Origin of the sequence: Streptomyces sp. NBC_00190 (assembly GCF_036203305.1) — a bacterium.
Taxonomy (GTDB): domain Bacteria; phylum Actinomycetota; class Actinomycetes; order Streptomycetales; family Streptomycetaceae; genus Streptomyces.
Genome location: NZ_CP108131.1, coordinates 5,126,609 through 5,151,622, shown reverse-complemented (window position 1 = coordinate 5,151,622; position 25,014 = coordinate 5,126,609). Strand labels below are relative to the sequence as shown.

29 protein-coding genes are annotated in these 25,014 nt (G+C 72.3%); 12 read left to right on the top strand and 17 right to left on the bottom strand.

Going from position 1 to position 25,014, the window contains the following annotated elements; genetic code table 11:
• Positions 1–4 precede the first annotated feature (4 nt).
• Positions 5–589 carry a suppressor of fused domain protein gene (locus OG429_RS25015; RefSeq protein ID WP_328927503.1) on the bottom strand — a complete coding sequence of 195 codons (585 nt, stop codon included), beginning with the start codon at positions 587–589 and terminating at the stop codon, positions 5–7.
• Between the two features lie 375 nt (positions 590–964).
• Between OG429_RS25015 and OG429_RS25010 the strand changes: the two genes are divergently transcribed.
• Together OG429_RS25010 and OG429_RS25005 are read left to right on the top strand one after the other, a co-directional pair.
• Entirely contained in the window at positions 965–2,080 is a 1,116-nt protein-coding gene (locus OG429_RS25010; protein WP_328927502.1) for a magnesium and cobalt transport protein CorA, read from the top strand.
• A 31-nt stretch (positions 2,081–2,111) separates the two neighbouring features.
• Positions 2,112–2,621: a hypothetical protein gene (locus OG429_RS25005; RefSeq protein ID WP_328927501.1), complete on the top strand. Its 510-nt coding sequence runs from the start codon at positions 2,112–2,114 to the stop codon at positions 2,619–2,621.
• Positions 2,622–2,627: 6 nt separating this feature from the next.
• Here OG429_RS25005 and OG429_RS25000 read toward each other — a convergent pair whose 3' ends face one another.
• Positions 2,628–3,416: a hypothetical protein gene (locus OG429_RS25000; RefSeq protein WP_328927500.1), complete on the bottom strand. Its 789-nt coding sequence runs from the start codon at positions 3,414–3,416 to the stop codon at positions 2,628–2,630.
• Between the two features lie 302 nt (positions 3,417–3,718).
• Between OG429_RS25000 and OG429_RS24995 the strand changes: the two genes are divergently transcribed.
• From OG429_RS24995 to OG429_RS24985, 3 genes are all read left to right on the top strand, one after another.
• Complete coding sequence (locus OG429_RS24995) at positions 3,719–4,990, top strand: magnesium transporter MgtE N-terminal domain-containing protein (RefSeq protein ID WP_328927499.1); 1,272 nt, start codon at positions 3,719–3,721, stop codon at positions 4,988–4,990.
• A gap of 190 nt (positions 4,991–5,180) precedes the next feature.
• Positions 5,181–5,687 (top strand): DUF1003 domain-containing protein, encoded by a 507-nt coding sequence (locus OG429_RS24990; RefSeq protein ID WP_405681364.1) that lies wholly within the window; start codon positions 5,181–5,183, stop codon positions 5,685–5,687.
• Between the two features lie 42 nt (positions 5,688–5,729).
• A complete protein-coding gene (locus OG429_RS24985) occupies positions 5,730–6,899 on the top strand; it encodes an Mrp/NBP35 family ATP-binding protein (RefSeq protein WP_328927498.1) in 1,170 nt (389 codons plus the stop codon).
• A 67-nt stretch (positions 6,900–6,966) separates the two neighbouring features.
• Here the strand turns inward: OG429_RS24985 and OG429_RS24980 are convergent, their stop codons facing one another.
• The 5 genes from OG429_RS24980 to sigE all read right to left on the bottom strand — a co-directional run bounded on the left by OG429_RS24980 (position 6,967) and on the right by sigE (position 11,167).
• Entirely contained in the window at positions 6,967–7,686 is a 720-nt protein-coding gene (locus tag OG429_RS24980; protein ID WP_328927497.1) for a hypothetical protein, read from the bottom strand.
• Between the two features lie 113 nt (positions 7,687–7,799).
• On the bottom strand, positions 7,800–8,234 hold the full coding sequence (locus OG429_RS24975) for a sec-independent translocase (protein ID WP_328927496.1): 435 nt from the start codon (positions 8,232–8,234) through the stop codon (positions 7,800–7,802).
• Positions 8,235–8,291: 57 nt separating this feature from the next.
• The gene (locus OG429_RS24970; RefSeq protein WP_328927495.1) at positions 8,292–9,635 is read right to left on the bottom strand and encodes a S1C family serine protease; all 1,344 of its coding nucleotides are present in this window, start codon (positions 9,633–9,635) and stop codon (positions 8,292–8,294) included.
• Between the two features lie 54 nt (positions 9,636–9,689).
• Positions 9,690–10,394, bottom strand: coding sequence for a zf-HC2 domain-containing protein (locus OG429_RS24965; protein ID WP_328927494.1), 705 nt, complete (start codon positions 10,392–10,394; stop codon positions 9,690–9,692).
• On the bottom strand, positions 10,391–11,167 hold the full coding sequence (gene sigE, locus OG429_RS24960) for an RNA polymerase sigma factor SigE (protein WP_328927493.1): 777 nt from the start codon (positions 11,165–11,167) through the stop codon (positions 10,391–10,393). The genes OG429_RS24965 and sigE overlap by 4 nt, the downstream gene beginning before the upstream one ends.
• 179 nt (positions 11,168–11,346) lie before the next feature.
• On the opposite strand from sigE, the gene OG429_RS24955 reads away from it, so the two are divergent.
• The gene (locus OG429_RS24955; RefSeq protein ID WP_328927492.1) at positions 11,347–12,009 is read left to right on the top strand and encodes an O-methyltransferase; all 663 of its coding nucleotides are present in this window, start codon (positions 11,347–11,349) and stop codon (positions 12,007–12,009) included.
• Between the two features lie 45 nt (positions 12,010–12,054).
• Here the strand turns inward: OG429_RS24955 and OG429_RS24950 are convergent, their stop codons facing one another.
• Positions 12,055–12,672: a hypothetical protein gene (locus tag OG429_RS24950; protein WP_328927491.1), complete on the bottom strand. Its 618-nt coding sequence runs from the start codon at positions 12,670–12,672 to the stop codon at positions 12,055–12,057.
• Positions 12,673–12,785: 113 nt separating this feature from the next.
• Entirely contained in the window at positions 12,786–12,953 is a 168-nt protein-coding gene (locus OG429_RS24945) for a DUF3117 domain-containing protein (RefSeq protein ID WP_003966491.1), read from the bottom strand.
• A gap of 333 nt (positions 12,954–13,286) precedes the next feature.
• Between OG429_RS24945 and OG429_RS24940 the strand changes: the two genes are divergently transcribed.
• A complete protein-coding gene (locus OG429_RS24940) occupies positions 13,287–14,090 on the top strand; it encodes an enoyl-CoA hydratase/isomerase family protein (protein WP_328927490.1) in 804 nt (267 codons plus the stop codon).
• A gap of 22 nt (positions 14,091–14,112) precedes the next feature.
• Here OG429_RS24940 and OG429_RS24935 read toward each other — a convergent pair whose 3' ends face one another.
• Together OG429_RS24935 and OG429_RS24930 are read right to left on the bottom strand one after the other, a co-directional pair.
• Positions 14,113–14,688, bottom strand: a complete 576-nt coding sequence (locus tag OG429_RS24935; protein ID WP_328927489.1) for a DNA-3-methyladenine glycosylase I — start codon at positions 14,686–14,688, stop codon at positions 14,113–14,115.
• A complete protein-coding gene (locus OG429_RS24930) occupies positions 14,685–15,038 on the bottom strand; it encodes a DivIVA domain-containing protein (RefSeq protein WP_328927488.1) in 354 nt (117 codons plus the stop codon). Before OG429_RS24930 ends, OG429_RS24935 begins: the two co-directional genes overlap by 4 nt.
• Before the next feature lie 76 nt (positions 15,039–15,114).
• Here OG429_RS24930 and folP point away from each other — a divergent pair, with 76 nt between their 5' ends.
• Positions 15,115–15,975 (top strand): dihydropteroate synthase, encoded by an 861-nt coding sequence (gene folP / locus OG429_RS24925; RefSeq protein WP_328927487.1) that lies wholly within the window; start codon positions 15,115–15,117, stop codon positions 15,973–15,975.
• Between the two features lie 96 nt (positions 15,976–16,071).
• Here the strand turns inward: folP and OG429_RS24920 are convergent, their stop codons facing one another.
• Both OG429_RS24920 and dapE read right to left on the bottom strand, forming a co-directional pair.
• Positions 16,072–16,839 carry a TIGR00730 family Rossman fold protein gene (locus OG429_RS24920; protein WP_328927486.1) on the bottom strand — a complete coding sequence of 256 codons (768 nt, stop codon included), beginning with the start codon at positions 16,837–16,839 and terminating at the stop codon, positions 16,072–16,074.
• A gap of 64 nt (positions 16,840–16,903) precedes the next feature.
• The gene (gene dapE, locus OG429_RS24915; RefSeq protein ID WP_328927485.1) at positions 16,904–17,983 is read right to left on the bottom strand and encodes a succinyl-diaminopimelate desuccinylase; all 1,080 of its coding nucleotides are present in this window, start codon (positions 17,981–17,983) and stop codon (positions 16,904–16,906) included.
• A gap of 86 nt (positions 17,984–18,069) precedes the next feature.
• On the opposite strand from dapE, the gene OG429_RS24910 reads away from it, so the two are divergent.
• Positions 18,070–19,017, top strand: coding sequence for a hypothetical protein (locus OG429_RS24910; protein WP_405678662.1), 948 nt, complete (start codon positions 18,070–18,072; stop codon positions 19,015–19,017).
• 225 nt (positions 19,018–19,242) lie between these two features.
• Positions 19,243–19,602 carry an ATP-binding protein gene (locus OG429_RS24905; RefSeq protein WP_328927484.1) on the top strand — a complete coding sequence of 120 codons (360 nt, stop codon included), beginning with the start codon at positions 19,243–19,245 and terminating at the stop codon, positions 19,600–19,602.
• Between the two features lie 70 nt (positions 19,603–19,672).
• Here the strand turns inward: OG429_RS24905 and dapC are convergent, their stop codons facing one another.
• Together dapC and fdxA are read right to left on the bottom strand one after the other, a co-directional pair.
• Positions 19,673–20,767 (bottom strand): succinyldiaminopimelate transaminase, encoded by a 1,095-nt coding sequence (gene dapC, locus OG429_RS24900; RefSeq protein WP_328927483.1) that lies wholly within the window; start codon positions 20,765–20,767, stop codon positions 19,673–19,675.
• A 107-nt stretch (positions 20,768–20,874) separates the two neighbouring features.
• Positions 20,875–21,204: a ferredoxin gene (gene fdxA / locus OG429_RS24895; protein WP_030868357.1), complete on the bottom strand. Its 330-nt coding sequence runs from the start codon at positions 21,202–21,204 to the stop codon at positions 20,875–20,877.
• A gap of 117 nt (positions 21,205–21,321) precedes the next feature.
• Between fdxA and OG429_RS24890 the strand changes: the two genes are divergently transcribed.
• Together OG429_RS24890 and OG429_RS24885 are read left to right on the top strand one after the other, a co-directional pair.
• Positions 21,322–22,308 carry a GNAT family N-acetyltransferase gene (locus tag OG429_RS24890; RefSeq protein ID WP_328927482.1) on the top strand — a complete coding sequence of 329 codons (987 nt, stop codon included), beginning with the start codon at positions 21,322–21,324 and terminating at the stop codon, positions 22,306–22,308.
• Positions 22,305–23,099, top strand: coding sequence for a transglutaminase-like domain-containing protein (locus tag OG429_RS24885; protein WP_328927481.1), 795 nt, complete (start codon positions 22,305–22,307; stop codon positions 23,097–23,099). Before OG429_RS24890 ends, OG429_RS24885 begins: the two co-directional genes overlap by 4 nt.
• 130 nt (positions 23,100–23,229) lie before the next feature.
• Here the strand turns inward: OG429_RS24885 and OG429_RS24880 are convergent, their stop codons facing one another.
• Both OG429_RS24880 and OG429_RS24875 read right to left on the bottom strand, forming a co-directional pair.
• Positions 23,230–23,847 carry a response regulator transcription factor gene (locus OG429_RS24880; RefSeq protein WP_328927480.1) on the bottom strand — a complete coding sequence of 206 codons (618 nt, stop codon included), beginning with the start codon at positions 23,845–23,847 and terminating at the stop codon, positions 23,230–23,232.
• Positions 23,844–25,010 carry a sensor histidine kinase gene (locus tag OG429_RS24875; protein ID WP_328927479.1) on the bottom strand — a complete coding sequence of 389 codons (1,167 nt, stop codon included), beginning with the start codon at positions 25,008–25,010 and terminating at the stop codon, positions 23,844–23,846. Before OG429_RS24875 ends, OG429_RS24880 begins: the two co-directional genes overlap by 4 nt.
• Between the last annotated feature and the right edge of the window lie 4 nt (positions 25,011–25,014).

Genomic DNA, 25,014 nt, shown 5'->3' with positions numbered 1-25,014 from the left:
GGGCTCAGTCCAGTGCGACTGCGGTACGCAGAGGATCCCGCAGATCCGTGCCGCGCGCGAGCCAGCGTTCCTGGAGGGCGGCCGCGCCGTGCACCCTCTTCCAGGCGGCCTCGTTCGCCGTCATGGGCAGGAGCGGCAGGAACCGCACCGGGTCCATGGGCTCGTCCAGCTCCAGGTCCTCCACCAGACCCCCCGGCTCCGCGACCAGGACGGAGCTGAAGGCGGCCCCGTCCCAGAGCGGTTCGCCCACGTCCAGCGAGGCCCCGGGGGCCACGATCAGCCCCTCCACCTGCGGGGAGGCGGCCAGTACCGCGAGCGGCCTGAGTAGTTTGTCGGTGGGCGCGAGTCCGCCCCGTACGGTCAGGACCAGCTCGGCGCGCGGCCCGCGTACGGGGTCCGCGACCACGGCGGTCGGGTCGGTCATCGGGTGCGCGGACATCCCGAGGGTCGCGTACCGCACCAGGTCGCCCTCGGTGAAGCGGAGTACCTCGATGCGGTCGGTGCCCAGGAAGGTGACGGCGGCGCGTGCGTCGGGTACGCCGAACGCGGTGCGGAGCCGAGCCTCAACGAGGGCCAGAATTTCTGCCATGAAGTGAGCATAGAACTCGTATCAGCCGGGTAAAGGGCGGGTCTTGACCATCCGTCGGCTGATAGTGTTGACAGCTGGTTCGGGCCGCACGCAGACGCGTTGTTTCAAGGCCTGGACGACAGGACGTCTCTCACGGGGGACCGGCCGGAGGAGGTGGGGCTGCGGTGGATCGAAGTCGATCGTGCAGTACCAATCGCTCTTCCACTTCTGTGACGGGCGCCTCCCGCGCCCATTGATCTTCTGATCAGTAGAAGAGCGACGGCAGAACTTTGTCCTCCCGTCCTGTTTCCTTCCGTCCGCCGGGCCTGCCCGCCCGCGCCCACGGAAGGCCTCCCACCCGTACGGTCCGCAGCCGTGCGCGCGAAGGAGCCTGCCATGTCGATGCTGCCCTACATCCGTGCCGCCGTCCGCCCGGCACTGCGCAAGTCCAGCCCGGCCCAGCCCGGATACGACACCACCCGCGATCCGTCCGCGAGCAGCGCCGTGGTCGACTGCGCCGTGTACCGCGAGGGCCGGCGCGTGCTGGGGCCGGCCTGCCTGACGCCCCGTGAGGCGATCCGCCGGGTCCGCGAGGACGGCGGCTTCGCCTGGATCGGCCTGCACGAGCCGACCGAGGCGGAGTTCGCGGGGATCGCGGCGACGTTCGGCCTGCACCCGCTGGCCGTGGAGGACGCGGTGCACGCGCACCAGCGGCCGAAGCTGGAGCGCTACGACGACACGCTCTTCACCGTCTTCAAGACGATCCACTACGTCGAGCACGCCGAACTGACCTCCACCAGCGAGGTCGTGGAGACCGGCGAGGTGATGTGCTTCACAGGCCCCGACTTCGTCATCACCGTCCGGCACGGGGGCCAGGGCTCGCTCAAGGGGCTGCGCCACCGCCTCCAGGACGACCCGGACCTCCTCTCCAAGGGTCCCTCGGCCGTGCTGCACTCCATCGCCGACCACGTCGTCGACGGTTACATCGCGGTCGCGGCGGCCGTGCAGGACGACATCGACGAGGTGGAGAGCGAGGTCTTCGCCGCGCCCGCGAAGGGCGGTACGCGCGGCGGTGACGCGGGCCGCATCTACCAGCTCAAGCGCGAAGTACTGGAGTTCAAGCGGGCGGTCTCGCCGCTGCTGCGTCCGATGGAGCTGCTGAGCGAGCGCCCGATGCGGCTGGTGGACCCCGACATCCAGAAGTACTTCCGCGACGTCGCCGACCACCTGGCGCGGGTGCACGAGCAGGTCGTGGGCTTCGACGAGCTGCTGAACTCGATCCTCCAGGCGAACCTCGCGCAGGCGACGGTCGCCCAGAACGAGGACATGCGCAAGATCACCTCCTGGGCGGCGATCATCGCCGTCCCCACGATGATCTGCGGGGTGTACGGGATGAACTTCGAGCACATGCCGGAACTCCAGTGGAAGTACGGCTACCCGATGGTGATGGCCTCGATCGTCGGCATCTGCTTCACCATCCACCGCGCGCTGCGCCGCCACGGCTGGCTGTAGCACCGCGGGAAGCACCCCCTACCCTGTCCGCATGACTCTCAGCACGCTCGACCTGGCCCTCGTCGAGGAGGCCACCAAGAAGTCCGGCCTGATCTGGGTCCGCGGCGCCGGGGACGACCGCGCCCTGTGGCACGCCTGGGTCGACGGCGCGGCCCACGTACTGGGCGACGGGCCCGGCGAGCAGCCGTTCCCGGGGCTGGCCGACGGCGCGGCCGCCGAGGTGACCGTGCGGAGCAAGGACAAGGGCGGCCGGCTGGTGGCCTGGACGGCGACGGTACGGGAGCTCCCGCCGCGCGGCGAGGAGTGGAAGGCGGCCGTCGCCGAGCTCAAGGGCAAGCGGCTGAACGCGCCCGACTCGGAAGAGATGACGGAGCGGTGGGCGCGGGAGTGCCGGCTGCTGCGCCTGGAGCCGGAAGCGGTGTCCACGCTGCCGGGCGGCTCCCTGGCCGCGGCCCCGCTGGCCTCGCCGGCCATCACGCGCAGGCCCATCCCGGCGGGCCTGCCGAAGCTGCTGCTGAAGCGGAAGAAGGCGGCTCGCTAGACGCGGCTACGGATTGGTGGGGTTGGAGCCCTGGCCGGAGCCCTTGGTGCTCTCCGGGGCCTTCGTCTCGCCGTCCTTGGTCGTCGGCAGCTGGGACCCGTAGTCGACGGTCTGGTCCTGCGCGGGCGCGGCGAGCGGGAAGGGCTTGCCCCACTCGGCGAGCTCCACCCGGCCGGCGCCTCCGGCGCGCTCCATCATCAGCGGGTACGGGGTCCCCTCCAGGGACACCGAGAGCTTGCCCCCCTTGCCCGCGTCCGCCGTCACCTGGACCGCGCGGGTGTGCCCGACCTTGGTGTAGGACCCCTTGGCGAGCTTGCCCTGAAGCCCCATCAGCCCGTCCAGCAGCACGTGCATGTCGGTGAAGCCGCGGAACTGCTTGTAGGAGGGGTCGCCCTCGGGCACCTTCACGTACTTGTCGCCGAGCTTGCCCGCCGAGTCGGACTTGCCCCAGAACGCCGCGCTCGCCTTCAGGTACAGCTGCTCCCCCACCCGCAGCACCTGGAAGGTGTCGTCCTGGGACTTCACCTCGCCCGAGCCGCCGTCCGACTTCAGCCGCATGTCGAGGGTGAACGATTTGCCGCCGCTCACCAGCGTGCCGGACAGGTGCACCGAGTCCGCTCCGCCCGCGGCCTCCTTCGCCTTCGCCTCGATCTTGTCGGCGGGCAGCTTGCCGATCCCGTTCGTCCCCTTGTCGGGATCGTCCCCGCAGCCCGTACCTGTGACGGCGAGGCCCGCGCACAACACACCGATGAAGGCGGCCCGGCGCAGCCGCGCGGCAGGGAAGTAGGCGGTCACGTGCGGGTGCCTCTCGTCGGTTCTCTTCGAGCAGCAGGCAGCGTACCTTTCCCCGTGATGGCGGCCGCTGTCGGCCGGATCACTCCCCACCGGACCGGCCGGTCGTCTCCCCGAACGGTCCGGGGAGACCGGGAGCAGCACGAGCCGGCCGCTCCGGTCCCGGCGGTTCCCGCCCGTAGGCTTACGCCCACCGGCCCCCGTGGGGATCCCCGGGCGGACCGCCCCACCAGGACGCTTGCCGCGGGCACGGGCTAGCCTGAGGGGCGGCAGGACTGTTGATTGACGCTCTAGGAGGCGCTCGGATGGCTGCAGGCGCCCCGCGGATCTTCGTCTCGCATCTGTCGGGTGTCCCCGTATTCGACCCCAACGGCGACCAGGTCGGCCGGGTCCGTGACCTCGTGGCGATGCTGCGCGTCGGCGGACGCCCGCCGCGGCTGCTGGGCCTGGTGGTCGAGGTGGTCAGCAGGCGCCGGATCTTCCTGCCGATGACCCGGGTCACGGGCGTGGAGTCCGGGCAGGTCATCACCACCGGTGTCGTCAACATGCGGCGCTTCGAGCAGCGCCCCACCGAGCGGATGGTCCTCGGTGAGCTGCTGGACCGCCGGGTGACGCTGACCGCGACCGGCGAGGAGGTCACCGTCCTGGACGTGGCCATCCAGCAGCTGCCGGCCCGCCGGGACTGGGAGATCGACAAGATCTTCGTACGGAAGGGCAAGGGGGGCGCGCTGCGCCGCCGCGGCGAGACCCTGACCGTGGAGTGGTCCGCCGTCACCGGCTTCTCGCTGGAGGAGCACGGGCAGGGCGCCGAGAACCTGGTCGCGACCTTCGAGCAGATGCGCCCGGCCGACGTGGCGAACGTACTGCACCACCTGTCGCCGAAGCGGCGCGCCGAGGTGGCCAACGCCCTCGACGACGACCGGCTCGCGGACGTCATGGAGGAGCTGCCGGAGGACGAGCAGGTGGAGATCCTCGGCAAGCTGAAGGAGGAGCGCGCCGCCGACGTCCTGGAGGCGATGGACCCGGACGACGCGGCCGACCTGCTGTCCGAGCTGCCGGAGGACGACAAGGAGCGGCTGCTCACGCTGATGCGGCCGGACGACGCGGCCGACGTGCGGCGCCTGATGTCCTACGAGGAGCGGACGGCCGGCGGTCTGATGACCACCGAGCCGATCGTGCTGCGGCCGGACGCGACGGTCGCGGACGCGCTGGCCCGCGTACGGCAGTCGGACCTGTCGCCGGCGCTGGCGGCGCAGGTGTACGTGTGCCGGCCGCCGGACGAGACGCCGACGGGCAAGTACCTGGGCACGGTGCACTTCCAGCGGCTGCTGCGCGATCCTCCGTTCACGCTGGTCAGCTCGATCGTGGACACGGGCCTGGCGCCGCTGCGGCCGGACGCCTCGCTGCCCGTGGTGACCAGCTACCTGGCCGCGTACAACATGGTGGCCGTGCCGGTGGTCGACGAGAGCGGTTCGCTGCTGGGCGCGGTGACGGTGGACGACGTACTGGACCACTTGCTGCCCGAGGACTGGCGCGAGACGGACTTCCACTCGGAGGAGGCCGTGGGTGGCCACTGAGCGGGGGCGCGGCGACCAGTCGCGTGAGCGGCGGCGCGAGCAGATCAGGGAGCGGCGCGAGCAGGCGCGGCGGCAGGCGCGCGAGCACGGGCAGGCGGAGGCCGCCGCGGAGCGGGTGGAACGTTCCTCCTTCGAGCGCGGCGAGCGGGCGAAGGCCGGTCAGTTCGCGCCGTCGACCGGTTCGAGCGCGCTGACGCGTTCGCGGGCCCGGCTGGACCTGCCGCGCCCGGCGCGCCGGCGGCTGCTGCCGGAGTACGACCCGGAGGCGTTCGGGCGGCTGTCGGAGCGGGTGGCGCGGTTCCTCGGCACGGGCCGGTTCATCGTCTGGATGACGGTCGTCATCATCATCTGGGTGCTGTGGAACATCTTCGCGCCGGAGGGCCTGCGCTGGGACGAGTACCCGTTCATCTTCCTGACGCTGATGCTGTCGCTGCAGGCCTCGTACGCCGCTCCGCTGATCCTGCTCGCGCAGAACCGGCAGGACGACCGGGACCGGGTCAACCTGGAGCAGGACCGCAAGCAGAACGAGCGCTCCATCGCCGACACCGAGTACCTGACGCGGGAGATCGCGGCCCTGCGGATGGGTCTGGGCGAGGTCGCCACGCGTGACTGGATCAGGTCCGAGTTCCAGGATCTGATCAAGGAGATGGACGAGCGGCGGCTATTCCCGCAGGAACGTGACGAAGGCGACCGCTGACGGGCTTTCCTGAGCCGTGCTACCGAGCCGTACCATCGGGGCATGGCTACCGACACAAGCTCCGCCGACGCCGCCGCAGTGCCTGAGCAGGACGCGATCCTCGATGCGCTGGCGACGGTGAACGACCCCGAGATCCACCGGCCGATCACCGAGCTCGGCATGGTGAAATCGGTGGAGATCGGTGACGGCGGCGCGGTCGCCGTCACCGTCTACCTGACGGTGTCGGGCTGTCCCATGCGCGAGACCATCACCAAGAACGTCACCGAGGCCGTCGAGCGGGTCGCGGGCGTCACCTCGGTCGCGGTCTCCCTCGACGTGATGAGCGACGAGCAGCGCAAGGAGCTGGCGAACAGCCTGCGCGGCGGGACCGCCGAGCGCGAGGTGCCGTTCGCCAAGCCGGGCTCGCTGACCCGTGTGTACGCGGTCGCGTCCGGCAAGGGTGGCGTCGGCAAGTCCTCGGTCACGGTCAACCTGGCCGCGGCGATGGCGGCGGACGGCCTGAAGGTCGGCGTGGTCGACGCGGACATCTACGGGCACAGCGTGCCGCGCATGCTCGGTGTGGACGGCCGCCCCACCCAGGTCGAGAACATGATCATGCCGCCGTCGGCGCACGGCGTGAAGGTCATCTCCATCGGCATGTTCACCCCGGGCAACGCGCCGGTGGTGTGGCGCGGGCCGATGCTGCACCGCGCCCTCCAGCAGTTCCTGGCGGACGTGTTCTGGGGCGACCTGGACGTGCTGCTGCTGGACCTGCCGCCGGGCACCGGTGACATCGCGATCTCGGTGGCCCAGCTGGTGCCGAATGCCGAGATCCTGGTCGTCACCACGCCGCAGCAGGCGGCCGCCGAGGTCGCGGAGCGGGCCGGCTCGATCGCCGTGCAGACCCACCAGAAGATCGTCGGCGTCGTCGAGAACATGTCGGGCCTGCCGTGCCCGCACTGTGACGAGATGGTGGACGTCTTCGGCTCGGGCGGTGGCCAGAAGGTCGCCGACGGGCTGACGAAGACGGTCGGCGCGACGGTGCCGGTGCTGGGCTCCATCCCGATCGACGTCCGGCTGCGCGAGGGCGGCGACGAGGGCAAGCCCGTCGTGCTGTCCGACCCCGACTCCCCGGCGGGCGCTGCCCTGCGGTCGATCGCTGGCAAGCTGGGCGGCCGCGCGCGCGGCCTGTCGGGCATGTCGCTCGGCATCACCCCGCGCAACAAGTTCTGATTCCCGCCGCGCACGCGAAGGGGCGCCGCTCGACGAGCGGCGCCCCTTCGCGTTGCCCGCGCGACCCCTACTCGTACGCCGCCAGGTCGCCGATGACCGAGAAGCCGAGGCCGTACGCGCTCATGCCCCGGCCGTAGGCGCCGAGGTGCACCCCGCTGCTGGTGGACCCGGCGAGCACCCAGCCGAACTCCGACTCGCGGTAGTGGAACGGCGTCGGCTCCCCGTCCACCGGCAGCGACAGCGTCGACCAGTCCGGCCCCGCGAGATCGTCCGCGAGTTCCCACGCGGCCTCGGTCTGCTGGTCGAGCCAGTCGCTGCGCAGGGAGTGGTCCATCTGCCCGGGCCAGCTGTAGGCCAGCAGCCCCGACCCGGCCAGCCAGGCCGCCGAGGAGACCGAGGTGGCCTCCAGGGTGCCGGTGCCGTCGCCGCTGCGCCGGACCGGGTTGCTCGCGACGGTGACGACCACCGCGAAGCGCTCCTTCTCACCGGTGGCGATCTCGCCGCGGGCGGACGGCTCGTCGCCGTGGCCGGTGGATCCGTGCTCGACGGTGCCGTCGGCGCCGGTGCCGACCTGCATGAGCCAGCGGGGGCCGGTGAAGGCCCCGTCCAGCCCGTACCAGGGGAAGTCGGCCGCCAGGAACCCCCCGGCCGTCCGGCGGGCCGCCGGGACGGGAGCGGCGGCCTCCTGCGGCTGCGTGGTGGTCTGCGGTTCCTGCGCGGGTGCGGCGGCGTGGGCGGGCGTATCGGCGGTCTGCGCCCCTACCCGACTACTGCTCGTCGTCTCCATCTGAGCGGCCTCTCGTTCCGTGGGGTCCGGAACGGCCAGCCCCCCGCGGGCATCCTGGATCCGGACTCATGGAGGATAGCCATCCCACCCCCGATCGCCGGGCAGGTCGCGCGTCAGGTGGCGTCGGCGTCGAAGCGGGCGCGCTGGTCGGAGGCGGGCGCGGCGGGCTTCTTCAGCAGGTCGGGACCGGTGCCGTCGCCGGGCGTGGCGGCCGACGGGAGGTCCGTCTCCTTGCTGTTGACGGCGTCGGTGACGTCGTTCAGCTCCTTGCGGAGATCGAAGCTGCTGCGGAGCTCCTTGAGGTCCTCGTTCTCGGTCAGCTGCTTGCGGATGAAGGTCTTCGGGTTCAGGTCCTCGAACTCGAAGTCCTTGAATTCCGGGCCGAGTTCGGAGCGGATGTCCTGCTTGGCGCTGTCCGAGAACGCACGGATCTTCCGGATGACGCCCGTCACGTCCTGAATGACCTTGGGCAGTTTGTCCGGGCCGAAGACGAGAATGGCGAGCACCACGATCGTGACGAGTTCGAGTGCTCCTATGTCGTTGAACACCTTGCCGCTCCTCGGCTCTCTTCACTGCGGGCCCGGACACACGGTACCCCAGTGCTCCTAAGAGCCGTCTGCCGATCCGAGGACCACTTCGAGTGTCCGCTCGCGGCCCTCGCGGAGCACGGTGAGGGTCAGCGGGTCCCCCGGGCGGTGGGCCCTGATCTTGATGATCAGTTCGTCACCGCCGCGCACGCGCTGGCCGTCGACCTTGGTGATCACGTCGCCGGCCTTGACTCCGGCGCGGGCGGCCGGGCCGCCGGCGGTCACGGCCGGCTTGCCGTCCTCGCCCTTGTCCCCGACCCGGGCGCCGTCACCCGTGTACTGCATGTCCAGGGTGACCCCGATGACGGGGTGCGTGGCGCGGCCGGTGCGGATGAGCTCCTCGGCGACGCGCTTGCCCTGGTTGATCGGAATGGCGAAACCGAGCCCGATGGAGCCGCCCTGCCGCGCGGGATCGTCCTTGTCGGCGCCCCGGATCGCGCTGTTGATGCCGACCACGTGGGCCTTTGCGTCGAGGAGGGGGCCGCCGGAGTTCCCGGGGTTGATGGGGGCGTCGGTCTGGAGGGCGTCCACGTAGCTGATGTCGCTGCCGTCGCCCTTGTCGCCGCCCGCGGTGACCGGCCGGCCGGTGGCGCTGATGATGCCGGCGGTGACGGTGTTGGACAGGTCGAACGGGGCCCCGATGGCCACCACCGGGTCGCCGACCTTCACGTTCTCGGAGTTGCCGAGGCTCAGCGGCTGGAGCCCCCGCACCCCGCTGACCTTGACCACGGCCAGGTCGTACCCGGAGTCGCGGCCCACCAGCTCGGCGGTGACGCTCTCGCCGGTGCTGAAGGTGACCGTTATCTCCTTGGCGTCGGCGACCACGTGGTTGTTGGTCAGGATGTGGCCCTGCTGGTCGAGTACGAAGCCGGTGCCGGTGCCGCTGCTCGACGCGCCCCGCACGTGCAGGGTGACCACGCCGGGGAGGGCCGTGGCCGCGATGCCCGCGACGCTCTCCGGCGCGCGGCCCTTGTCGGCGACGGCCGCCTGGGGCAGTTCCAGGCGGGTGCTGCTCTGCCGCTCGGCGAGCACGCCGAGGTACCCGCCGATCCCGCCGGCCAGCAGGGCGGTACCCGCGGCGAGGGCCGCGACCTGCCACAGCCGGAAGCCGGGGCCACGCCTGCCCCGGTCCACGGCCTGCAACGGCTGGTCGCCCCAGGGGTCGTAGCGCACCGCACGGACCGCCGCCTGCGCGTCGGCCCGGGCCTCGTCCTGGGGCGCGGGCCGGTCTTCGTCCTGGGCTTCGCCGTCGGTCACGCCTTCGGGCCGCGGGGAGGGGACCCCTTCGCGGCGCGCGTCCGCCGTGCCGTCGGGCCGGCTCCACCACTGTGGAGCCGGATCGGTCTGCTGCCTGTCGGCCATGGGCGCTCCCCGCGTACCTATCCGCATGTGCCGCAGATTCAATCAGGTCCCCGGTCAGCGCAGCAGTGAGACCGGGCGGGCCGAACTCTGCACGGAGGGGTGGAGCGGCGGGAGCGGGGGCGTGACGGTCGACAGGAGGAGCGGTACCCCGGCCGGCGTGGGCGGCCGGTCGCGGACGGACGCGTCGGCCACGGACACGGCGGGGCCGGGCCTGGACGCGGGTGCGGGCCCGGCCGGGTGCGTCGTACCCCGCACGTTCGGGTCCGCGCCTTCCAGGGGCATCGCGCCGCCCAGCGCGATCGCGGCCAGCGACACGGCCCCGGCGGCGACGAAGGCGAACCGGCGGCGCGGACGGCCCACCTCGTGGATCCGGAAGCCGTCCTGACGCGGCCCGGCGGCCGTCGGCAACGCGTACGCGAACGAGGCGAGCGGGTCGTTGCCGGAGCGACCCGGGAGACCGGAGCTGCCGTGCGGATCCGCGGAGCCGGACGGTCCCGACAGCCCCGACGGCCCGTCGAGGCCGCCACCCGGCAGCCCCTGCAGCCGGGCCAGCAGGCCGGCGGACAGCGGCGGCGGCGCGCTCTCCACGAACATGGTCTTCAGGCGACGCTGGGCATCGGCTTCGGCCTTGCACTTGGCGCAGGTGGCCAGGTGGGCCAGGACGCGCTCACGCACGTCGTGCGTCAGCTCGCCGTCCACCAGGGCGGCAAGCCGGTCACCCAGGTGCTGTTCGGCGGGGGACGGACTGACTCCGCTCACTCGGCTCCGCCCTCTCTCCCGGCGCCCGGCGCACCGACGGCCGCTCCGGCCAGCGCGCGCTGCTCGGCGCGGGCCGCGGGAGAGCGGTGCTTGAGCGCCTTGCGCAGGTGCGAACGGCCCCGGTGGATACGGCTGCGCACGGTACCGAGCTTCACGCCGAGCGTGGCGGCGATCTCCTCGTAGGACAGGCCCTCGATGTCGCACAGCACCACGGCCGCGCGGAACTCGGGCGCGAGGGTGTCCAGCGCCTGCTGGACGTCCGCGTCGAAGTGCGTGTCGTGCAGGACCTGCTGCGGGGAGGGCTCGCGGCTGGGCAGCCGCTCGGCGGCGTCGTCGGCGAGCGCGTCGAAGCGGATCCGCTGCTTGCGGCGGACCATGTCCAGGAACAGGTTCGTGGTGATGCGGTGCAGCCAGCCCTCGAACGTGCCGGGCGTGTACGTGGACAGCGAGCGGAAGACGCGGACGAAGACCTCTTGGGTCAGGTCCTCGGCATCGTGCTGGTTACCCGTCAGCCGGTAGGCGAGGCGGTAGACCCGCGCACTGTGCGTGCTGACGATCTCCTCCCATGAGGGAGGGGTCCACGCCTGGGAGCCCGCATCGGCGGCAAAGGTCGCGGTGGTTGCGGCGGCGGTGTGGAAGCTGTCAGCAATGTCGGTCACGGATTTCGGCTCACCCGCCGACCAGAAGAGGCGTCTGAACACGCCCCCACGATCCACAGGCGCAGCCGCACCTCCCCTGTCGGCTCTGGTGGTGTCCAGTGGAGTCCCTACCATAGCCACCCCCTCTGTCAGCTCCGGATAAGCATTTTTGCAGTATCTTTACGCGAGTCTTAAGCCGCGGAGCGGTCCTGGACTGCCGATCTGCCCGGCACCGTCCCTTCTTATCCCGCCCACACCCTTCACAACGCCCGGTCCCATCTGCGGGTTCCCGACGTCAACGGATACAGTCACCGTTGCGCCAACTATGGGGACAGGAGAGGGTCATTACCGGCAACCGGCAGACGAGCTGGGCGTTCGCCGACGCGTTTGTCGCCGAGGACGACGCTCTGCGATGGGCCCGCGACCGGTCCAGGGAAGCGGGCCTGCGCTCCGTCTCTCCCGGCACCGGGGCCGCGCTGCGCCTGCTGGCAGCCACCGCGGACGCCAAGGCGGTCGCCGAGATCGGTACCGGAACCGGCGTCTCCGGCATCCACCTGCTCCACGGAATGCGCCCCGACGGGGTGCTGACCACGGTGGATCCCGAAGCGGACCGGCAGGCCTTCGCCCGCCAGGCCTTCCGCGCCGCGGGCTTCGCGGGCAACCGCGCGCGGTTCATCCCCGGCCGCGCACTCGACGTGCTCCCCCGCCTCGCCGACGGCGGGTACGACCTCGTCTTCTGCGACGGCGACCCGGCCGAGTCCCTCGACTACCTTGCTGAATCGTTGCGTCTGCTGCGCCCCGGCGGACTGGTGTGCTTCGAGGGAGTCTTCTCCGAAGGCCGTACGGTCGACTCCGCGGCCCAGCCGGTGGAGGTGCTGCGCGTCCGCGAACTGCTGCGCGCCGTCCGGGAGAGCCCCGCGCTGGAGGCCGCCCTGCTCCCGGTGGGCGACGGGCTGCTGTGCGCCGTGCGGCGCTGAGCCCCGCGCCGCGTCCCCCGCCCCCGCGTGCCCCGTACGTGCGTCTCAGCGCACCAGGGAGAAGGTGAGCGCCGCCGTACCGCCCAGGGCGGCGCCGGCGAGCAGTTGGGCGGCCGTGTGCGCCCGCAGGGCCAGCCGGGACCAGCCGACGGCGGCGGCGATCAGCGCCGCAGGGAGCACGGACGGACCGAAGACGAGCGCCAGGATCATCACGGAGCCGCCGGCCACCGACATGTGGATGGATATCTGCCAGCCGACGGTGACCAGCAGGGACGACACGAGGCCGACGAGCATCGCCACGACGAGCGCGAAGACGTCCTCGGGGGCGTCGAGCCCGTACAGCAGGGTGATCCCGGCGCCGACGGAGACCAGGCTCAGGGCCATCGGGACCACGCGCTGGCGCCGTACGCGGATGTGCTGGTCGGTCAGCGCCCCGCGGCGGACCCCGAGCACGATGATCCCGATCGGGACGGCGCCGCAGAACAGCGCGGCGAGCAGCCCCCAGCCGAGGCCGGACCACGAGGTGGTGCTGTGCCAGCCGATCAGCAGGAGGAGGGCCACCACCAAGTTCGCCGGCGCCAGGACGTCGGAGAGGACCCGGGCCGCCTTCTGACGCGGCGTGCAGTCGGCGAAGGCGGGCGGCGCGGGCGGGGAGAACGTCACGGCGTGGCTCCGGAAGGGGATGGGGCGGCCTGGAGGACGACACAACGCTGCCCCGGCCGCAGATCGCGGTCGGGGCAGCGCAGAGAATGCAGAACGCAGATGGTGCCGACGATTCAGCCGACGACCTTCTTCAGGGCGTCACCCAGGGCGTCCGCCTCGTCCGGCGTCAGCTCGACGACAAGCCGACCGCCGCCCTCGAGCGGTACGCGCATGACGATGCCCCGCCCCTCCTTGGTGACCTCGAGCGGGCCGTCGCCCGTCCGCGGCTTCATGGCCGCCATGCTCGTTCCCCTTCCTGAAACCAGCTCATCGTCAGCCGACGGCCCCATTCAGGCGCCTAGTACCCGGCATCGAACACATTGCTTCCAAGCCATTATCCCGCATGTCAGGACCCGATGACCAACATCGCCCGTGAACGATTGGGCAACGCGCTCGGCCAAAACCACTCATTTCGGGGACCCGCCTGCGATACTTCGCCGCCGCACCGCGCGAACCGCGTCCGCTTTCTTTGACGCACATCACACGCGCGCGTGCGCTCCGGTCCGCCATGCTGGCCCTTGCACCCGGCCGGTACCGGCCGGTAACCATCCCGCGACGAAGGGGTAGCCCCTGCCATGGCCGACAGCGTGCTCTACGAAGTGAACGACGGACTCGCGACCATCACGATCAACCGCCCGGACGCGATGAACGCCATGAACACCGAGGCCAAGGTCGCGCTGCGCGACGCGGTCCAGGCGGCGGCCGCGGACACCGCGGTACGGGCCGTCCTGCTCACGGCGGCCGGCAACCGGGCCTTCTGCGTGGGCCAGGACCTCAAGGAGCACGTCGGGAACCTGCTGTCGGACCGCGAGACCGGCACCTCGCTCACCATGAACACGGTCTCCGAGCACTACAACCCGATCGTCCGGGCGATCACGGAGATGCCGAAGCCCGTGGTGGCCGGCGTGAACGGGGTCGCGGCCGGAGCGGGCTTCGGTTTCGCGCTGGCGGCGGACTTCCGGGTCGTCGCCGACACCGCGTCCTTCAACACCTCGTTCGCCGGGGTGGCGCTGACCGCCGACTCCGGGGTCTCGTGGACCCTGCCCCGCCTGATCGGCGCCTCCCGCGCCTCGGACCTGCTGCTCTTCCCGCGCTCGGTCAAGGCCCAGGAGGCGTACGACCTCGGCATCGTCAACCGCCTGGTCCCCTCGGACTCCCTGCCCGCCGAGGCCGAGGCCGTGGCCCGCGCGCTGGCCTCGGGCCCCACGGTCGCCTACGCGGCCCTGAAGGAGTCCCTGGCGTACGGGGCCACCCACTCCCTCACCGAGGCGCTGGAGCGCGAGGACGTCGTCCAGACCCGCGCCGGAGCCTCCGAGGACCACGCCATCGCCGTCCAGGCCTTCCTCGCGAAGCAGCCGCCGAAGTACCTCGGCCGCTGAGGCCCCTTTGCTCCCGCGAGGCTCAGGCCTCGCGGGAGGCGCAGTCGATCAGGTGGTCGTTGACCAGGCCGCAGGCCTGCATGAGGGCATAGGCCGTGGTGGGGCCGACGAAGCGGATGCCCGCCTTCTTCAGGGCCTTGGCCAGGGCGGTGGACTCCGGGGTGACCGCCGGCACCTCGGTGACCGTGTGCGGGGCCGGGCCCGGCTTCCCGGGGGCGTGGGACCAGATCAGTGCGTCCAGCTCGCCCGGCTCCCAGCCGGCCAGGACCTTCGCGTTGGCCAGGGTCGCCTCGATCTTGGCCCGGTTGCGGATGATCCCCTCGTCGGCCAGCAGCCGCTCCGCGTCGCGGTCGTCGAACTCCGCGACCGCCGCGATCGAGAAGTCGGAGAAGGCCTTGCGGAACCCCTCCCGCCGCCGCAGGATCGTCAGCCAGGACAGCCCCGACTGGAAGGCCTCCAGGCACAGCCGCTCGTACAGCGCGTCGTCGCCGTGCACGGGGCGGCCCCACTCGGTGTCGTGGTAGGCGACGTAATCCTCCGTGGACAGCGCCCACGGGCACCGCAGCAGCCCGTCCGGGCCCGCCACGGTGCCAGTCACCGCTCACCGCCCTTGGTGAGGTCGACGGTCCCGGCCGCGTCCGACGGGCCCGCCGGGGCGGCCGCCGCGGCCGTCAGCTGCGCGATCCGCGCGTCCCGCTCGGCCAGCTCGGCCGCCAGCCGCTCCAGTACGTCGTCCACCTCGGCCATCCGGTATCCGCGCGGCGCGACCGGCAGCCGCAGCGCGTCGATGTCCTCCCGTACGACGGGCCGGGTCTCCGGCAGCCCGTCGGCCACCCGGTCCGGCTCCGCTTCCGGCAGGACGGCCTCCGAGCCACCGCCGATCACCGCCAGGGTGACCGCTGCCACGACCACGACCAGCGCGATCATCAAGAAGAAGAACACGATCAACTCCCCTGAGAGACTCCGGCCACCAGGTTAAGGTCGCAGGCGAGGCGCGAGGGCCGCCGAAGGAGGAAAGAGCAGGATGCTGCGACTGGGCAGGCGCGAGTTCGACACCCACGAGCCGGTGATCATGGCCATCGTGAACCGGACTCCGGACTCCTTCTACGACCAGGGCGCGACGTTCCGCGACGAGCCGGCGCTGGACCGGGTCGAACAGGCGGTCGCCGAGGGCGCCGCGATCATCGACATCGGCGGCGTCAAGGCCGGCCCGGGCGAGCACGTGGACGCAGCCGAGGAGGCGCGGCGGACGGTCGGCTTCGTGGCGGAGGTCCGGCGCCGCCACCCGGACGTGGTGATCAGCGTGGACACCTGGCGGCACGAGGTCGGCGAGGCCGTGTGCGAGGCCGGGGCGGACGTGCTGAACGACGCGTGGGGCGGGGTGGATCCCAGGCTGGCGGAGGTCGCGGCGCGCCACGGGGCCGGGCTGGTGTGCACCCACGCGGGCGGGGTCGAGCCGCGGACCCGGCCGCACCGGACCCAGTACGAGGATGTGATGGAGGACATCCTGCGCGTCACGGTCGGCCTGGCGGAGCGGGCGGCCGCGCTGGGCGTCCGCCGGGACGCGATCATGATCGACCCGGGCCACGACTTCGGGAAGAACACCCGCCATTCCCTGGAGGCCACGCGCCGCCTGTCGGAGATGACCGACACCGGCTGGCCGGTCCTGGTCTCCCTGTCCAACAAGGACTTCGTCGGCGAGACCCTCGACAAGCCGGTCAAGGAGCGCCTGCTGGGCACCCTGGCCACAACGGCCGTCTCGGCCTGGCTGGGCGCCCAGGTCTACCGCGTCCACGAGGTCGCGGAGACCAAGCAGATCCTGGACATGGTCCGCTCCATCCAGGGCCACCGCCCCCCGGCCGTCGCCCGCCGCGGGCTGGCCTGAGTCCGCTCGGGGCCGGGCGGTGACCCGCGGCCGCACCTGGGGCGAGAGCCCGCGAGCCCCCGGCGGTCGTCCGCCGGGGGCTCGCGCGGCTCGGTCCTACTTGCCGACTTCCTTCGTCACCAGCGCGATCGCCTCGTCCACGTCGTCCGTGACGTGGAAGAGGTACAGGTCCCTCTCCGAGGCCTTGCCCTGCGCGATCACCGTGTTCTTCAGCCAGTCGATCAGGCCGCTCCAGTACTCGGTGCCGAACAGCACGATCGGGAAGCGGGTGATCTTCTGGGTCTGGACCAGGGTCAGCGCCTCGAACAGCTCGTCCAGCGTGCCGAGGCCGCCGGGCAGGACCACGAAGCCCTGGCTGTACTTCACGAACATCGTCTTGCGCACGAAGAAGTACCGGAAGTTCAGCCCGAGGTCGACGTGCTCGTTGAGCCCCTGCTCGAAGGGGAGCTCGATGCCGAGTCCGACCGAGATGCCGTTCGCCTCGCGGGCGCCCTTGTTGGCCGCCTCCATCGCACCCGGACCGCCACCGGTGATCACCGCGAAGCCCGCGTCGACGAGCGCGCTGCCGATCCGCACCCCGGCGTCGTACTCCGGTGAACCGGCGGGCGTACGGGCCGAGCCGAACACGCTGATCGCGGGCGGCAGCTCGGCGAGCGTGCCGAAGCCCTCGATGAACTCCGACTGGATGCGCAGGACCCGCCAGGGATCGGTGTGCACCCACTCGGAGGGACCGGCCGAATCCAGCAGCCGCTGGTCCGTCGTGCTGCCCGCCTTGATCTGGCTCCGCCTCCTCAGCACCGGCCCGAGCTGCTGCTCCTCGGGCCGGCGCTGAGCGTCCCCATCAGGATTACCGCGGTTGCCCATGACGTGCTCCCTCCTGCTGATCGTTGGATCAGATTAGGCGCACGAAGGTGACGGGAAGCGGAATTCAGTCGGTCAGCCAGGCACGGAGTCGTTCCTCGCAGTGCAGGATCGCCTTCGTCTCGACGCGCTCGTCGACCTTGTGGGCCAGCAGGGCGTCGCCCGGCCCGTAGTTCACCGCGGGGACGCCCAGCGCGCTGAAGCGGGAGACGTCCGTCCAGCCGAACTTCGGCATGGCGCGGCCGCCGACCGCCTCCATGAAGGCCGCCGCCGCCGGGTGGGAGAGACCGGGGAGCGCGCCGCCGGAGTGGTCGTCGACCACGAACTCGGCGACGCCGCAGTCCGCGAAGACCTCCCGAACGTGGGCCAGCGCATCGGCCTCGCTGCGGTCGGGGGCGTAGCGGAAGTTGACCGTGACCGTGCACGCGTCGGGGATGACGTTGTTGGCGACGCCGCCTTCGATGCGGACCGCGTTGAGGCCCTCGTGGTACTCCAGGCCGTCGATGACCGGCTTGCGGGGCTCGTACGCCGCCAGCCTGGCCAGGATCGGGCTCGCCGCGTGGATGGCGTTGGCCCCCATCCAGCTGCGCGCGGAGTGGGCGCGCTCGCCGGCCGTGCGCAGCAGGACGCGCAGCGTGCCCTGGCAGCCGCCCTCGACCTCCGCGTTGGAAGGCTCCAGCAGCACCGCGAAGTCGCCGGTCAGCCAGTCGGGATGGGCCTCGGCGACCTTGCCGAGCCCGTTGAGGTCGGCGGCGACCTCCTCCTGGTCGTAGAAGACGAAGGTGAGGTCCCGGTTCGGCTCGGGGACGGTCGCCGCGATGCGCAGCTGGACGGCGACACCGGACTTCATGTCGGTCGTGCCGCAGCCCCACAGGACGTCGTTCTCGTCGAGGCGGGAGGGGACGTTGTCGGCGATCGGAACGGTGTCGAGGTGGCCTGCGAGTACGACGCGCTCGGCGCGGCCGAGGTGCGTGCGGGCGACGACGTTGTTGCCGAAGCGGTCCACGGTGAGGTGCGGCAGGGCCCGCAGCGCGTGTTCCACGAGGTCGGCGAGTACCTTCTCGTCGCCGCTCACGGAGGGAATGTCGACGAGCCGGGCGGTCAGCTCGGCGGCGTCCTGGGTGAGGTCCAGCTCGGATTCGGGCATGGACCGACCCTAACGCCCCGGGCACGGGCGGAGCCTCGGACGTCCGGCCGCTGGACGCGTCATATGGCTCAAGTACGGTGGGCCGCGTGCCCGAGAACCGTGATCCTCGCCCCCGTCGCCGCAGGCCGCTCCGTACGGCCGTGGGTCTGCTCGTCCTGTTCGCGGTGATCGGCTATTTCGCCGTCCAGCGGTACTCCAACGGCGGCGTCGGCGCCCCGCACTGCACGGCCGCCGCGTCCGCCGGCGGCGAGCAGGAGTACGAGATGACCCCGGAACAGGCGGCGAACGCGGCGACGATAGCCGCCGTCGGCATCTCCAAGGGGCTGCCGGACCGGGCTGTGACCATCGCGCTGGCGACCGCGATGCAGGAGTCGGCGCTGCGCAATCTCGACCACGGCGACCGGGACTCGCTGGGCCTGTTCCAGCAGCGGCCCTCGATGGGCTGGGGCACGCCGGAGCAGATCATGGACCCCGTGTACTCGGCCGGGATCTTCTACGACCACCTCGCGGACGTTCCGGGGTATTCGCGGATGCCGCTGACGGTGGCCGCGCAGAAGGTGCAGCGCAGCGGTTTCCCGCAGGCGTACGCGAAGCACGAGTCGGACGCGACGGTGCTGACGGCGACCTTCGGCGAGAGCGGCACGCTGTCCTGCGCGGGCCCGGTCCCGCAGCACGGCGATCCGGAGAAGGTGAAGGCCGAGCTGGTCCGCGCCTTCGGCAAGGAGGTCCTGGGAACTGGCGGAAACGGTGCGCCTGCCGGCCGGACGGCCCCGGGCGGGGCCGCGGAGCCCGAGATCACCCTGCGGCTGAAGCAGGACGGCGGGCCCGGTGAGGCGCGCCGCGGCCGGGCGATGGCGCACTGGGCGGTGGCCCGGTCGCACGAGCTGGGCATCGCCCGGGTCTCGTACGCGGGCAAGGGATGGACCGGCGGGCAGGACCGGGGCGAGTGGCAGCGGAAGGGCGGGCGCGGCACGTCCGGCGGCGGTCCGGAGAGCTCCTCAGCCGACGAGGTACGGATCTTCATCGCCCGCTGAGGCGCGGGCAGGCGTACGAGTGATCACTCGTGCGGGGGTGGCCGAACGACCCGTCCGCGAGGGTCCCGGAAGCACAGAAGGCCTGGTGGGCGCGCATCCAATGCGCTTGTCGCGGAAGCCGATTAAACGATGCGTTACAGATCCTTTACCCACCGGAGCCGCAACTCCACCCGCCCCACGAGCGGTTGTACATGGCGTACTCAGCCGCTACCGCTTAGGAGCAACATGTCTCTCCCCCTGACCCGTCGGATCGCCCGTGCCGCGCTGCTCGTCGCAGCCGGGGCAGCGCCCGTGGTCGGTGCCGCCGGCGCGGCCAGCGCCGCCGGTCTGGAGTCCGTGCCGCAGCTGGGCGCACTGACCGCCCCGGACGCCGCCGACGCCTCGGCCGTGACCGGTGCCGCCACGGACGCCGCGGGTGCTGCGACCGAGGCCCTGCCGGCCGCCGCCCCCGCCGCCGACGTGGCCGGTAAGGCGACCGGACTGCTCGGCGGGCTGCCCACCACGCAGCAGCTGCCGCTGGCCGGCGGCGGGCTGCCCGGTGGCCTGCCGGGCGGCCTGCCCGGTGGTCTGCCGCTGGGCGGCTGATCCGCCGCGGGCACACCGAAGGGGCCGGGAGCACGAACTCCCGGCCCCTTCGGGCTGTGCGGGGAGGTCCTCAGCCGAGGCGCTTGACGGCGGCCTCGACGCGCTCGTCGGTGGCGGTGAAGGCCACGCGCACGAACCGCGCGCCCGCCTCGCCGTAGAAGTCGCCCGGCGCGACCAGGATGCCCAGGCCCGCGAGGTAGGCGACCGTCTCCCAGCAGGGCTCGTCCCGGGTCACCCAGAGGTAGAGGCTCGCCTCGCTGTGCTCGACGCGGAAACCGTGCGCTTCCAGGGCGCCGCGCAGCGCCGCGCGGCGGGCGGCGTAGCGGCCGCGCTGCTCCTCGACGTGCGCGTCGTCGCCGAGCGCCGCGACGGTGGCCGCCTGCACCGGGGCGGGGGTCATCATGCCGCCGTGCTTGCGGATCTCCAGCAGCTCGCCGAGCACGTCCGCGTCACCGGCGACGAACGCCGCCCGGTAGCCGGCCAGGTTGGACCGCTTGGAGAGCGAGTGGACGGCGACGAGGCCCTCGTACGAGCCCCCGCACACGTCGTCGTGGAGGACGGAGACGGGCTCGGCCTCCCAGCCCAGCTCCAGGTAGCACTCGTCGCTGAAAACCAGGATCCCGTGCTCGCGCGCCCAGGCGACGATCCGGATGAGTTCCTCCTTGGAGAGGACCTGCCCGGTGGGGTTGGACGGGGAGTTGAGCCACAGCAGCTTCACGCCGGCCGGGTCGAGCTCGGTCGGGTCGTCGTAGACGACCGCCTCGGCGCCGCACAGCCGCGCACCGACCTCGTACGTCGGGTAGGCGAGCCGGGGGTAGGCGACCTTGTCCCCGGCTCCGAGGCCCAGCTGGGTCGGCAGCCAGGCCACCAGCTCCTTGGAGCCGACGACCGGCAGGATGTTGCGGTGCCCGGCGGCGCTCGCGCCGAGGCGCCCGCGCACCCAGCCCGTGATCGCGTCGCGCAGGGCGGGCGTCCCCCACACGGTCGGGTAGCCCGGGGAGTCCGCGGCGCCGATCAGGGCGCGCTGGATCAGCTCCGGCACCGGGTCCACGGGCGTGCCGACCGACAGGTCGACGATGCCGTCCGCGTGGGCCGCCGCCGTCGCCTTGTACGGCTCCAGCTTGTCCCAGGGGAAGGCGGGAAGACGGTCGGATACTGCGGCCACGATGGTCTCTGCTCTCTCTGGGTGCTGGACGCGAAGGTCGGGAAACACCTCGGTCCCGTGCGGCGGGCAGGCCGTACGGGACCGAGTGGCGCTAGTGCCGCGAACCCTCAGTGAGACGGGTTGATGTCGGCGGGCAGCGCCGCGATGAAGGGGTGGTCGCGCTCGATCAGGCCGAGCTTGGAGGCACCACCGGGCGAACCGAGCTCGTCGAAGAACTCGACGTTCGCCTTGTAGTAGTCCTTCCACTCCTCCGGAGTGTCGTCCTCGTAGAAGATGGCCTCGACCGGGCAAACCGGCTCACAGGCACCACAGTCGACGCACTCGTCCGGGTGGATGTACAAGGACCGCTGGCCCTCGTAGATGCAGTCGACCGGGCACTCTTCGATGCATGCCTTGTCCTTGACGTCGACACAAGGCTCCGCGATGACGTAGGTCACGCTCTCGTTCCTCCTCGGTAGGGCTTTCCATATCGCGCGGGAGCGCGGCGTCGTCGATGCCCGCACCTAGTATCTCCGTTCCCGGGCACGATCCGAACAGGAGGGGCGTACAGAGCTGTGGAAATCACCGCCGGTGGGCTGCTGGAAATCCGTATTACCCCAGCTGACGTGGGTAAACGAGTCTCTGTACGACGGGTGGAGCGCGGCCGGAGCGGGGTGCCCGAGTACGCGGACGCGGTAGGGGTTCTCACATCCTGGGACCAGGGTGTGCTGCTGATCACACGAAAGAGCGGCCAGACCGTCCGCATCGCGGAATCCTCGCTGGTCGCGGGCAAGGTCGTGCCGCCCGCGCCGGCCCGCCGACGGGGTCCGGCGGCCTCTTTCGAGGAGCTCTCGCGGGTCGGGGCGCGGTCCTGGCAGCCGCTGGAGAGCGAGCGGCTGGGCGAGTGGACGCTGCGGGCGGCCGCCGGATTCACCCGGCGGGCCAATTCGGTGCTGCCGCTCGGCGATCCCGGGATACCGCTGGACGATGCACTCGCGCGGGTGACCTCCTGGTACGCGGAACGAGGACTTCCGGCGTACGTGCAGGCCGCGACGGGGGCGGTCGGCACCCAGGAGCTGCTGATCGCGGAGCTGGAACGACGCGGCTGGGCGGCCGAGGTGTCGGCGGAGGTACGGATCGGGGCCCTCGCGCCGGTGGGTGACGTGGACGCCCCCGCCGCCGGGGACGTGCGTCTGACGCGCGTCCCGGACGAGGAGTGGCTGGGGCGCTACGGGAAGGTCGCCGACCCGGACGTGGCCCGGGAGGTGCTGGCCCGGGGCCCGTCGGTGTGGTTCGCGGCGCTGCCCGGGGGCCGGGCCGTCGGGCGGTGCGTGGTGGACGGCCGGTGGGCCGGCTTCGCGGCGGTGACGGTCGACCCCGCGCACCGGCGGGAGGGTCTGGCGACGGCGGTGATGGCGGCGCTGGCGCGGCGGGCGCTGGAGGAGGGCGCGTCGGCGGCGTGGCTCCAGGTGGAGACGGACAATCCGGGGGCGCAGGCCCTGTACGACGGGCTGGGCTTCGCGCCGCACCACACGTACCACCACTACCGGGCGTCGGCGTGAGTCCGGCGGACCGGCGGGAGCAGTTCGCGGCGGAAGCCCGGTCGGAGCGGCCGGACCTGGCGCTGCTGTGCCTGCTGCTGGCCGCGGAGGCGGACCCGGAGATGGACGAACGCGCCATGGACTGGGCGCAGATCGAGCTGGACCGGCTGGCCGGGATGCTGCCGTACGGGCTGCGCGGCGGGCGGGCGTGGGCCTCGGCGGTGACGGAACTGCTGGGCGGACGCCTCGGTTTCCACGGCACCCCGGCGGACTACGACCGGCTGTCGTCCTCGCTGCTGCACGAGGTGCTGCGGCGTCGGCGGGGGCTGCCGATCCTGTTGTCGGTGGTGTGGCTGGAGGTCGCCCGGCGAGCCGGTGCGCCGGTGTACGGGCTGGGGCTGCCGGGGCACTTCGTGGTGGGCTTCGGGGACCCGGAGGAGGGCGTGCTGGTCGACCCGTTCGCGGGCGGCGCGTCCTTGGGCGCGGGGCCGGCGGAGCTGGCGCAGGGGCCGCGTACGCCGGCCCGCACGCTGGACATCGTGCTGCGGATCCTGACCAACATCCGGGCGTGGGCCTCGGCCCGGCCGGAGCAGTCGGGGGTGGCGCTGTGGGCGGTGGAGCTGTCGCTGCTGCTGCCGTCGCATCCGGCGTCGCTGCGGATCGAGCGGGCGCGGCTGCTGGTGGAACGGGGTTCCTTCCAGGAGGGCGCGGCCGAGCTGGAGGCGTACGCCGACGTGGTGGCGGCGGTGGATGCCGATGCGGCGGCCCGTATCCGCGCCGAGGCCGTCTCCGCTCGCGCTCTGCTGAACTGACCCGGGCCCGGGGCGCGGTTGCCGCTGCGCGGGGCCTCTCCCCCGCCCCGCCCCGCCCCTTCCCGGAACCGGGCTCCGCCCGGACCCGCGCCGCAAAGCCGCAGCTCCAAGACCTGGGGCGGAGCCCCGGTCAGAGCCAGCCCTTTTCGCGGGCCGTGCGGACGGCTTCGGCGCGGTTGCGGGCGGCGAGCTTCTGGATCGCCGTCGAGAGGTAGTTGCGGACCGTGCCCTGGGACAGGTGGAGGCGGGCCGCCAGTTCCGCGTTCGTCGCGCCCGACTCCGCCGCCCGCAGGACCTCCCGCTCCCGGTCCGTCAGCGGGTTCGCGCCCTCCGCCAGGGCCGCTGCCGCCAGCGTGGGGTCGATGACGCGCTCCCCCGCCAGGACCTTGCGTACGGCGGCCGCCAGCTGCGCGGCCGGCGCGTCCTTGACCAGGAACGCGGAGGCGCCGGCCTCCATCGCCCCCCGCAGGTAGCCGGGGCGGCCGAAGGTGGTCAGGATGACGATCCGGATCGCGGGGTGGGCGGCGCGGAGGGCCGCGGCCGCCTCGATGCCCGTCATGCCCGGCATCTCTATGTCCAGCAGCGCGACGTTCACGTCGTGCGCGCCCGCCGCCGTCACCACCTCGTCGCCGCGGGCGACCTGGGCCAGTACCTCGATGTCCGGTTCCAGGCCGAGGAGGGCGGCGAGGGCCTCGCGGACCATCGACTGGTCCTCCGCCAGGAGGATGCGGATGGGGCGTGAGGTCATGATCCTGATCCTAGGTCCAGCGGGACACGGGCCGTGAGGGCGAAGCCGGACTTTCCGGCCGGGCCCGCCGTCAGGGTGCCGCCGACCGCCTCCAGGCGTTCGGTCAGGCCCGTCAGGCCGTTGCCGGGCAGGCCCGGACCGCCCGTGCCGTCGTCCGACACCGTCAGCTCGGCCACCGGGCCCGCGAGCGTCTGGCGGGTCTCCAGCGTGACCCGGCAGCGTGTGGCCCCGCTGTGGCGGACCACGTTGGTCACCGCCTCGCGCAGCGACCACGCCAGCGCCGACTCCGCCTCTTCCGGAAGACCGCCCTCCGGTTCCTTCGGGATGTCCGCCACCACGCCCGCCGCGGCCAGCGCGGTCCGGGCGCCCGCGAGTTCGCCGGGCAGGGTGGGCCGCCGGTACCCGCTCACCGCTTCGCGTACGTCGACCAGCGCCTGCCTGCTGACCCGCTCGATGTCCGCCACCTGCTGGGCGGCGGCGTCGGGCTGTCCGGGCAGCATCCGGCCCGCCAGCTCGCTCTTCAGCGTGATCAGCGACAGCGAGTGGCCCAGCAGGTCGTGCAGGTCGCGGGCCAGCCGCAGGCGCTCCTCGTTGGCCGCGAGCTGCGCCACCGTGGCCCGGGCCTCGCGCAGTTCGATGGTGGTCCGGATCATCGCCCGGATGCCGACCATCGCGAAGCCGCCCATCAGGGCCGGGATCAGCAGGCCCGCCAGGTAGTCCTCCCCGCCCGGCACCGCGAAGGCCGTGGCCGTCATCAGCGCGGTCGCGCCCGGGACCGTCCAACGGGAGATCTCCCCGGGCAGCGCGGCGCCGGAGGAGATGGACACGTAGACGAAGAGCACGAGCCATTCGCGGCCCAGCGTCAGCGACAGGACCGTGGCCTGGGCGGAGAGCACCGCGAGCGAGACCAGGACCCGGCGGACCGCCATCTGCCGGGCGGTGCGGAAGACCAGCACCAGGTACCAGGCGACGAAGGCCGCGAGGCCCAGGCCGCCGAGCAGCCGGACCCCGGGGCTGTGTCCGCCGTGGATCAGGTCGATGACGGGTGCGCTCAGGTAGAAGAGCCAGACGCTGATCCAGAGCGCCTTCACCAGCTTCTCGCGGTGGTTCTCCGGCGGCTTGCCGATCCCCGTGCGGTCGTCGTCCTCCTGCGTCAGCGCCACTGGT

Bases quoted from the DNA above. Each gene is read 5' to 3' on its own strand.
- OG429_RS24985 (WP_328927498.1), top strand. From the start codon at position 5,730: ATGGCTACCGACACAAGCTCCGCCGACGCCGCCGCAGTGCCTGAGCAG.
- OG429_RS24945 (WP_003966491.1), bottom strand. From the start codon at position 12,953: ATGGCGGCCATGAAGCCGCGGACGGGCGACGGCCCGCTCGAGGTCACC.
- OG429_RS24995 (WP_328927499.1), top strand. From the start codon at position 3,719: ATGGCTGCAGGCGCCCCGCGGATCTTCGTCTCGCATCTGTCGGGTGTC.
- OG429_RS24940 (WP_328927490.1), top strand. From the start codon at position 13,287: ATGGCCGACAGCGTGCTCTACGAAGTGAACGACGGACTCGCGACCATC.
- OG429_RS24980 (WP_328927497.1), bottom strand. From the start codon at position 7,686: ATGGAGACGACGAGCAGTAGTCGGGTAGGGGCGCAGACCGCCGATACG.
- OG429_RS24920 (WP_328927486.1), bottom strand. From the start codon at position 16,839: ATGGGCAACCGCGGTAATCCTGATGGGGACGCTCAGCGCCGGCCCGAG.
- OG429_RS25005 (WP_328927501.1), top strand. From the start codon at position 2,112: ATGACTCTCAGCACGCTCGACCTGGCCCTCGTCGAGGAGGCCACCAAG.
- dapE (WP_328927485.1), bottom strand. From the start codon at position 17,983: ATGCCCGAATCCGAGCTGGACCTCACCCAGGACGCCGCCGAGCTGACC.
- OG429_RS24880 (WP_328927480.1), bottom strand. From the start codon at position 23,847: ATGACCTCACGCCCCATCCGCATCCTCCTGGCGGAGGACCAGTCGATG.
- OG429_RS24905 (WP_328927484.1), top strand. From the start codon at position 19,243: ATGTCTCTCCCCCTGACCCGTCGGATCGCCCGTGCCGCGCTGCTCGTC.
- OG429_RS25010 (WP_328927502.1), top strand. From the start codon at position 965: ATGTCGATGCTGCCCTACATCCGTGCCGCCGTCCGCCCGGCACTGCGC.
- OG429_RS25015 (WP_328927503.1), bottom strand. From the start codon at position 589: ATGGCAGAAATTCTGGCCCTCGTTGAGGCTCGGCTCCGCACCGCGTTC.
- sigE (WP_328927493.1), bottom strand. From the start codon at position 11,167: ATGGTAGGGACTCCACTGGACACCACCAGAGCCGACAGGGGAGGTGCG.
- folP (WP_328927487.1), top strand. From the start codon at position 15,115: ATGCTGCGACTGGGCAGGCGCGAGTTCGACACCCACGAGCCGGTGATC.
- OG429_RS24970 (WP_328927495.1), bottom strand. From the start codon at position 9,635: ATGGCCGACAGGCAGCAGACCGATCCGGCTCCACAGTGGTGGAGCCGG.